General features: G+C 73.9%; 7 protein-coding genes. 3 read left to right on the forward strand and 4 right to left on the reverse strand.

Going from position 1 to position 8,385, the window contains the following annotated elements; translation table 11 throughout:
* Positions 1-25: 25 nt before the first annotated feature.
* Positions 26-2,914 (reverse strand): helix-turn-helix transcriptional regulator, encoded by a 2,889-nt coding sequence (locus tag ACWENR_RS17245; protein WP_452277982.1) that lies wholly within the window; start codon positions 2,912-2,914, stop codon positions 26-28.
* A gap of 191 nt (positions 2,915-3,105) precedes the next feature.
* Here ACWENR_RS17245 and ACWENR_RS17250 point away from each other — a divergent pair, with 191 nt between their 5' ends.
* Positions 3,106-3,531 carry an adenylate/guanylate cyclase domain-containing protein gene (locus tag ACWENR_RS17250; protein ID WP_452277983.1) on the forward strand — a complete coding sequence of 142 codons (426 nt, stop codon included), beginning with the start codon at positions 3,106-3,108 and terminating at the stop codon, positions 3,529-3,531.
* A gap of 117 nt (positions 3,532-3,648) precedes the next feature.
* Here the strand turns inward: ACWENR_RS17250 and ACWENR_RS17255 are convergent, their stop codons facing one another.
* Positions 3,649-4,134, reverse strand: coding sequence for a hypothetical protein (locus tag ACWENR_RS17255; protein ID WP_452277984.1), 486 nt, complete (start codon positions 4,132-4,134; stop codon positions 3,649-3,651).
* Between the two features lie 99 nt (positions 4,135-4,233).
* On the opposite strand from ACWENR_RS17255, the gene ACWENR_RS17260 reads away from it, so the two are divergent.
* The gene (locus ACWENR_RS17260; RefSeq protein WP_452277985.1) at positions 4,234-5,100 is read left to right on the forward strand and encodes a hypothetical protein; all 867 of its coding nucleotides are present in this window, start codon (positions 4,234-4,236) and stop codon (positions 5,098-5,100) included.
* Positions 5,101-5,232: 132 nt separating this feature from the next.
* Here the strand turns inward: ACWENR_RS17260 and ACWENR_RS17265 are convergent, their stop codons facing one another.
* Entirely contained in the window at positions 5,233-6,048 is an 816-nt protein-coding gene (locus ACWENR_RS17265; RefSeq protein ID WP_452277986.1) for an ABC transporter permease, read from the reverse strand.
* Positions 6,045-6,983, reverse strand: a complete 939-nt coding sequence (locus ACWENR_RS17270; protein ID WP_452277987.1) for an ABC transporter ATP-binding protein — start codon at positions 6,981-6,983, stop codon at positions 6,045-6,047. Before ACWENR_RS17270 ends, ACWENR_RS17265 begins: the two co-directional genes overlap by 4 nt.
* Positions 6,984-7,417: 434 nt before the next feature.
* Between ACWENR_RS17270 and ACWENR_RS17275 the strand changes: the two genes are divergently transcribed.
* The gene (locus ACWENR_RS17275) at positions 7,418-8,347 is read left to right on the forward strand and encodes a SpoIID/LytB domain-containing protein (protein ID WP_452277988.1); all 930 of its coding nucleotides are present in this window, start codon (positions 7,418-7,420) and stop codon (positions 8,345-8,347) included.
* Positions 8,348-8,385: the final 38 nt, after the last annotated feature.

Raw genomic sequence — 8,385 nt, forward strand, 5'->3', positions numbered from 1 at the left:
AGAACGACGTATCCGTACGCGCGCGTCAGCCGGCCCGGTTACGCAGGAAGATGGCGCTGGCCTGCACCCGGGTGCGGACCTGGAGCTTGTCGAAGATGTGCGAGACGTGCACGCCGATGGTCCGCTCGCTGATGAACAGCCGCTGGCCAATCTCCCGGTTCGTCAGCCCCTCGGCGACGGCGGCCAGCACCTCCCGCTCGCGGGCGGTCAGCGCCCCCAGCTCGTCCCCGCCGGCGCCGGCGGCCGGCGCGCCGGCGGCCGGGCGCTCCTCCAGCGACACCCGCGCCCGGCCCGCGACGGTGCGGATCTCCGAGGTCAACGGCACCGCGCCGAGCCCCTGCGCCACCTGGTACGCCTGCCGCAGCAGCTTGGCCGCGGTGGCGCTGCGACTGCGGCGGGACAGCAGGGCCTCGGCCTGACGCAGCCGGGAGTAGGCCGCCGGGTAGGGGTGGTGGCGCCGGTCCCACTCGGTCACCGAGCGGGCCCACAGCTCCGGGTCGCTGCCGTCGAGGCGGCTCACCTCGGCGGCGCAGAGCGCCAGGAAGCCGTCCACCACGTCGCGCACCGGGCGGGCGGCGTGCTCGCTCTTGCGGGCGACCCGGTCGGCGACCTCCCGCAGCCGGCGCACCGCGGTCTCGTCCACCGCGATCGTCCGGCTGGCGTGCGCCTCCGCCTCGGCCCGCAGGCCGTGCCACACCAGCGCCGCGAGGATGCCCACGTCGTCGGAGCGGCTCTCGGTCAGGCCGCGCTGCACCGCCTGCCGGGCCAGGTCGTGCCGGCCCTGCCACATGGCCAGCCCCGCCCGCAGCGTCAGCAGCGGGATCACGTGCCGCGCCCCGCCGCCGGCGAGCACGGTCGCCACCGCGTCCAGGTCGCGGTCGGCGGCCTCGATGTCGCCGTAGCCCACCGACAGCCGGCAACGGGCCAGCAGCAGCTCGACCGCGTCCGCGCCGGAGGGACGGTGCCGCAGCGCCGCCGCGACGACCTTCTCCGCCTCCGCCCACTGGCCGACGCGGAACAGCCCGTTGGTGGCGATGGCCAGCAACCGGGTCTCGTACGTGCGGCCCAGGCCCAGCTCGGCGACGCGCTCGGCGCCCCGGCGGGCCACGACGACGCCCTCCTCCAGGACGTTCAGCGGCCCGGTCAGCAGCTCGGCCAGGTGCAGGTAGGCGCACGCCACGTCCTCGGGGCGGCCGGAGCGCTCGGCGGTCGCCAGCGCGCGGCGCATCACCGCCAGCCCCGCGTCCGGGTCCTCCAGGTACGCCTCGGAGAAGCCGAGCGCCGCGCTGGCCAGCACCACCTCGGACGTGGAGCCCTCGACCGCGGCGGACAGCTCCAGCGCCTCCCGGGCCCGCCGGCCGGCGTCGGCGTACCGGCCGAGGTGCAGCAGCAGCTCCGCCAGGTGCGCGGCGGCCGTCGCCCGCTCGCGGGGCGTGCAGTCGGCAGCCCGCAGGGCTCGCTGGTATTCCGCCTCGGCCGGCGCCGACCGGCCGGCCGCGGCCAGGTAGCGGGCCCGCCGGATGTGCAGCGCGCAGGCGGGCCGGTCGGTGTCGGCCAGCTCCTCTAGCAGGGCCAGCGCGCGGGCGTGCTCGCCGCAGTGGTGGGCGGCCTCGGCGGCGTGCTCCAGCAACGTCACCCGGTCGACGTCCAGCGGACCCACGCCGGGCGAGCCGGCCAGCTGCAACGCCGCCGACCAGTGCCGGTGCGCCTCGGCCCAGCCGTGCAGCCGCTCGGCCTCGCGGGCCGCCGCCATGGCCGCCGGCAGCGCCCGCCCCGGCTCGCCGGCCAGCCGCCAGTGGTGCGCCAGGCGGGCCTGGTGCAGCTCCGCCGGGGCCGAGGTGAGCGCCTCGGCGTAGCGGCGGTGCAGGGCCGCGCGCTCGGCGGGCAGCAGCTCGTGCTCCAGCACCTCGGCGACCAGCCGGTGCCGCAGCCGGTAGCCCTCGTCCGCGCCGACCAGCAGGCGGTGTGCCACGGCGGCGCGGACCGCCTCGATCAGCTCGTCCTCGGGCAGCCGCGTCACCCGCGCCAGCAGCCAGTGCTCCACCGGCTCGACGCCGGCCGCCACCGCGTGCACCACGGCGTGCGCGGGCTGCGGCAGCGCGTCGACCCGGGCCAGGAAGATCTCGCGCAGCGTGTCGGAGAGCCCGTCGCGGCCCTCGCGCAGGTCGCGGGCGAGCTCCTCCACCACGAACGGGTTGCCGCCGCTGCGCTGCCACACCAGCTCCGCCGCCTCCGGCGTCAGCGGCCGGCCGACCACGGCGGCGGCGAGCCGGTCGGTGCCGGCCCGGTCGAGCGGGCCCAGGTCGAGCACCCGCACGCTACGCAGCCGGCGCAGCTCCGTGAGCACCCGGCGCAGCGGGTGCGCGCCCTGCAGCGACTCGGCCCGCACCGCGGCCAGCACGGAGAGCTGGAGGTCGCCGAGGCCGGCGAGCAGATAGAGCAGCAGCTGGCGGGTGCTGCGGTCGACCCACTGGAGGTCGTCCAGGACGAGCACGAGCGGGCGCCCCTCGGCGATCAGGTGCAGCCCCCGGGAGACCCGCTCCAGCAGCGCCCCGGCGCCGTCCGGGCCGGCGGTCTCGTCGGCGAACATCTGCAGCAGGCCGCGTACCGCCGAGGACGTCCGGGCGTGGGAGCCGGTCAGCTCGGCGTCGAGGCGGCGCAGCGCCTGCAGCAGCGGGTGCAGCGGCGACGCGTCGCCGATGTCCAGACAGGACCCGGTGAGCACCCGGGCGCCCGCGTCGCGCAGCCGGGCGCTGACCTCGCGCAGCAGCCGGGTCTTGCCCACGCCGCTCTCGCCGGTGAGGAAGACGGCGGCGGTGTGCCCCTGCGCGACCTCGTCGAGCAGCGCGGAGCGTACCGTCGTCACGATGTCGGCGCGGCCGACGAGCGGCACGGTGTCCACATCGCTGGCCATGGCACGCAGCCTAGTCACCCGTCCCCTACCGTTCTACGGGTCTTTCGCCCCTGTGGTACTCCTCGCGTCGACATTGCGACCAAACGTTGCGGATGGCCGACATACGTCGTTCTGCAGATCCCCCGTCGGCCGGCAGGTGACAGTGTCCGAGGCGTCGTCAGCCAACGGGGGGAAAGGCAGGTGCGATGCCGATGCCCATGCCCACCATTCCCGCTGGTCCGCAGCGCGTCACCCCGGCGGGCTGGCCGGTGCCGGAGGAGAGACGCACGGTCACCGTCCTCTTCGCGGACATCGTCGGGTCCACCGCGCTCGTCGACCGGCTCGACCCGGAGGACGTACGCGCGTTGCAGCGGGCCTACTTCGACACCGTCGCCGGGGTGCTGCGCCGGTGGCACGGGGTGGTCGAGAAGTACGTCGGCGACGCGGTCATGGCGTTGTTCGGGGCCCGCGGGTCCGACGGGTTCGACGCGTACCGGGCGGTGCGGGCGGCGCTGGAGATCCAGGGGGCCCTCGACCAGCGTCCGCTGCCCGGCACGCCGCGGCTGCGGGTCCGGGTCGGGGTGGCCACCGGCGAGGCGCTGCCTCCGGGTGCTCGGCGGACTCGTCCGGCTGTGTGACGGAGGCCTCTGGGTGCTCGGCGGACTCGGCCGGCTGTGCGGCGGCTTCGGTCGACGCGGCCGGGTCGGCCGGCGGCGGGAGCACGGACGGCTGCCGTGGCGAGGAGTCCTCCCCGGTCATCGCTCGATCTTCACGTGCGCCCAGGCGAGCACCTCGGTGACCCTGCCGTCCTCGACTGCGGCCAGCACGAACTGGTAGTCGCCGGGTGGCGCGGCGGAGGTGGCGCTCAGCGGCACCGGGTTGGCCCGGAGTTCGCCGAGATCCGACAGGTCGACGCTGTTGGTCTGGTAGCCGGTCGCGTCGTGCCAGGTGGCCCGCACGGCTTCCCGGGGACCCGTCTCGACCGTTTCGGCATCGACGGTGGCGGCCGGGGTGACCTGCCCGCTCTCGAATCGCGACTGCGGGGTCCGCGAAACGCGGCCGGTCGCGGGATCGTACGCGTGGAACCGGATCGGCAGCGGGGTCGAGCGCTGCGGGGTGGTCGGCCAGGACACGGCGGAGACGACCGCCGCGGCGAGGAGAACGACCGCCGCGACCAGACCGAGCAGCCGCATCGCGAGGACCGGCGTGCGGGCCTCCGCCGGCTCAGGACGGTCTGTCATCGGCACCCTCCATCAATCCGGGTGACCGTGACCCGGCCCGACGACGATCCATGCAAATATATTCCAGGCCGACAACGACACCCGGAACCGGGGGCAGCCGTGCTTCTCCACGTCCTGGCCGACGGCGTACCCATCGACTGCGGCGGGATGGGTGACGCCCTGACCGGCTGCTACGGCAAGCTTCCCGCCGTCGGCCTCGCCGCGGCCGCCGTGCTGGCCGGCGCCGGCGTCCTCGGTCCCGTCCTGCTCGCGGTCCTGCTTCCGCAACTCATCAACACCATCGCGGGCGTTCCGGCGGGCGACGGCACCCCCGGTGACGGTCAGGGCGGGGCCTCGACCGGAGAACCGGCCGGCGCCCCGGTCGGATCGCCGCACGCGCCGGCGCCGGCGCCAACACCCCGATCCGGGTCGGCCGCGCTGGCGAACGCCGGCGTGTTCCACGCCGCCAAGGCCGCCGGCACCAGGCCCGACGAGCCGGCGGTGCTGGTGCTGCGTAACCGGCCGGACTTCGACAGGCGCGACTTCGACCGCAAGGCGCGGGACCTCGCCCGGCTCGGCCGGGAGGGCAGGCTGAAGAAGGCCGCGCCGGACCGCGACAGCAACAAGGTCTACGACCCGTCGACCGGCAAGCGGCGCACCCGCACCAACATCTACCGGGACCGGATGATCCGGCGCCTGACCAAGGGCGGCCGCCTGACCCAGGACACGGGCACGCCGGAGACGAACAAGTACCTCGCCAACAAGCGAGTGGTCGAGCGCCTCTACGCCGGCAAGGGTTCGCCCCGGGCCGCCGGAGTGGGTTACGACCCGGACCACATCCAGGAACTCCAGCTGGACGGCACGGACACGTACGACAATCTCCGGCCGATGGACACCTGGACGAACCGCGAACTCGGCAGGGAGATCTCCCTCGCGCTGCGGAACGTTCCCGAGGGCACGCCGGTCATCGTCAAGGTGATCCCGTGAGCGGCCCGCCGGCACCGGGCCCGGCAGCGGCGGGCGGGGCGGGTGCCGCCACGGGCACCTCGGGCGTGCGGCCCGCCCACCGCTGCCAGCCGTCAGCTCACCACTGACGAGCCGATCCCGGCGCGCGTACGGTCAGGCGTCGCGCGACCGCATCGAGGCGTAACCCGCGAGCAGCGCCGCGAGGGCCCACGCGGCGAGCAGGGCGAGGCCGGCCGCCGGCGGGTACGGAGCGCCGTCGCCGTTCATGAAGTGCTGCCCGGCGATCCCCGGCAGCCCGTCGACGAGCCGGTCGACGAACTCGACGTCGAGGGCGCCGAGCGAGATCGGCACCACCATGAGCACCATGAAGACGGTGGTCAACGTGCCTACCGCGCTGCGCAGCACCGCCCCCAGCCCCAGGGTGAAGACGCCGATCAGGGACAGGTACGCGGCCACCGCCAGCACGTCGCCGGCGGTCTCCGCGACCCGGAACCGGCCCCACTCGCCGAGCACCGGGTCGGCGACCACGGCACCCAGCACCCCGAGCAGCGCGCCCACCACGAACGTGACCCCGGCGACCACGGCGGTCTTGGCCAGCAGCAGCCGCCCCCGCGACGGGGTCCACTGCAGGGCGGGCCGGATCGTGCCGGTCGCGTACTCGGCGGTGATCACCAGCATCGCCATGGCGGAGACCGTGAACTGCGCCAGGAGGACGGCGCTGATCGCGACCGTGCCGACACCGACCACCCCCGGAGCGGCCCCGGCCCGGGGCTCGGCGTTCTCGTTGACCACGTAGATGGCCTCCTGCCCGGCCGCCGCCGCCATCAGCAGGGCGCTCGCGAGCAGGCTCCACCAGATCGAGCGCACCGACCAGAGCTTGGTCCACTCGCTGGCGATCGCGCCGGTCAGGCCGCCGCCGCGCCGGGCCGAGCGGCCGACGGCGGGCGGGTGTGTCGTGCTCGTCGTCATGCCCGCGCTCCCGATCCGGTGGTGGTCGGCGCGCCGTACTCGACGTCGCCGGCGGTCAGTTCCAGGTACGCCTGCTCCAGCGACGCCTCGCGCACGCTCAGCTCGTGCAGGCGTACGCCGGCCTCGTACGCCAGGTCGCCGACCTGCTCGATGCCGGCGCCGGTGACGACGAGCGCGCCGTCGTCCTCCTGCCCGACCTCGCTGCCCGCCGCGACCAGCCGGCGCCGCAGCTCCGCCAGGTCGGCCCGGCGCGGGCCGCGCACCAGCACAACGGTCGACGAGCTGCCCTCGATGACCTCGGCGATCGGGGCGTCGGCGATGAGCCGGCCCCTGCCGACCACCACGAGTCGGTCGGCGGTGAGCTGCATCTCGCTCATCAGATGGCTGGAGACGAAGACGGTCCGGCCCTCGGCCGCCAGGGACCGCATGAGTTGACGGACCCAGCGCACCCCGTCCGGGTCGAGCCCGTTGACCGGCTCGTCGAACATCAGCACCCCCGGGTCGCCGAGCAGGGCGCCGGCGATGCCGAGGCGCTGGCCCATGCCGAGGGAGTAGGCGCCGGCCCGCTTGCCGGCGACGTCGCTCAGGCCCACGGTGGCCAGCACCTCGTCGACCCGGCGGGCGGGGATGCCGTTGCTGCGGGCCATCGCGAGCAGGTGCTTGCGGGCGCTCCGCCCCGGGTGTACGGCCTTCGCGTCGAGCAGCGCGCCGACCTCGCGGAGCGGGTGCCGCAGCGTCTCGTACCGCCGGCCGCCGACGAGCGCCTCGCCGGCGGTGGGCCGGTCCAGCCCGAGGATCATGCGCATGGTGGTGGACTTCCCCGCGCCGTTCGGGCCGAGGAACCCGGTGACCCGGCCCGGGGCGAGGTCCAGGGTCAGGTTGTCGACGGCTGTCGTCGCGCCGAAGCGTTTCGTCAGCCCGCGCAATGTGATCATCTTGCTCCCGGTCGATGTGCCGTTGACGCGTCGACGCTAGGTGTCCGGCCGGGTCCGGCACTGCCGTCGATCGGCGACGACCGCCCCTGACGAAAGTGGGGGACCGGCTCCGTCCGCGCCCGGGCGGCACCGCCGCTCCGACGTCGACCGCTGGCTCGCCTCAAGCCCTGCCGGATCGCTCTCCGAGCTCGCCGTACCCGCTCTGAGCTGCGGTTTCGGTTGGGGGAAGGCGAAATCTGCCGGATCGGCGCGCCAGGTTCGGTCATTCTCTACATCGATATTCGCCTAAATATTCGATACCCTCCTACATGCTCGGCGATTCCTGACGACGGTTTCCGAATCCCGATCGAGACCTGGGAGCAGTACCGGCGCGGGCAGGGACCAGCGACCGAACCGAGCCACCCACCATCGACCGATGTCCGGGAAAGGACACGATGAGCATCCGCAAGAGCCTTGCCGCCGTGGGCGCCGCGCTCGCCATGACCACTTCCATGCTGAGCGTCGCCTCACCCGCGTCGGCGGCGGCCCGGGACGGGACCTGCGACAGTGGCGAGTTCTGCTACTACTACAACAGCGACAACGCCGGTTCCGTCTCGGACTTCGTCGAGTCGGTCGAGGACTACGGCACGACCCAGCCGTCCTGCTACGAGTTCAAGGGCGCGGGCAACGGCATGGGTCTGTGCGTGAAGAACAACGCCGCGTCGGTGTGGAACCGCACCAGCAAGACCGTGCGGGTCTACTACAACAGCAACTTCGGTGGCGCGACCCAGGACTTCGCGGCCGGGGCGAAGGGCAACCTCAACGCCACGCTGAAGAACAACAACGCCTCGCACCAGCTGCTGGGCACGGGCGGGTCGACCGGTTGCAGCACCGACGGCACCAACAGCAAGCTCCCGAGCACCATCCTCGTCTACCGGGTCGGTCTCGGGCGAGTCGACCGGGTCGACTTCAAGACGTACGTCAAGAACGTGCTTCCGAACGAGTGGATCACCAGCTGGCCGAAGGCCTCGCTGGAGGCCGGTGCCGTAGCCGTCAAGAGCTACGCCTGGTACTGGGCGCTGCACTCGACCCGGAAGACCCCCGGCGGGCAGTGCTACGACGTCCGTGACGACACCGGCGACCAGGTCTACAAGCCGTCGACGGCGGTGGCGTCGACGTCCGCCGCGGTGGACAGCACCTGGTCGATCAAGATGACCCGGAGCGGCTACATCCTGAGGGCGCACTACTGCGCGACCACCACCGCGTGCGGTGGCTGGGTCACCGGAGACTGGATGTCCCAGTACGGCTCGCGTGACCTCGCGAACGCGGGCAGGAACTACCAGGAGATCCTGCGCTACTACTACCGCGACATAACTCTCTCCTGACCCCACCGCGCCGCCCGCCGCGCGCTCGCGGCGGGCGG

The organism is Micromonospora sp. NPDC004336, from assembly GCF_053602615.1.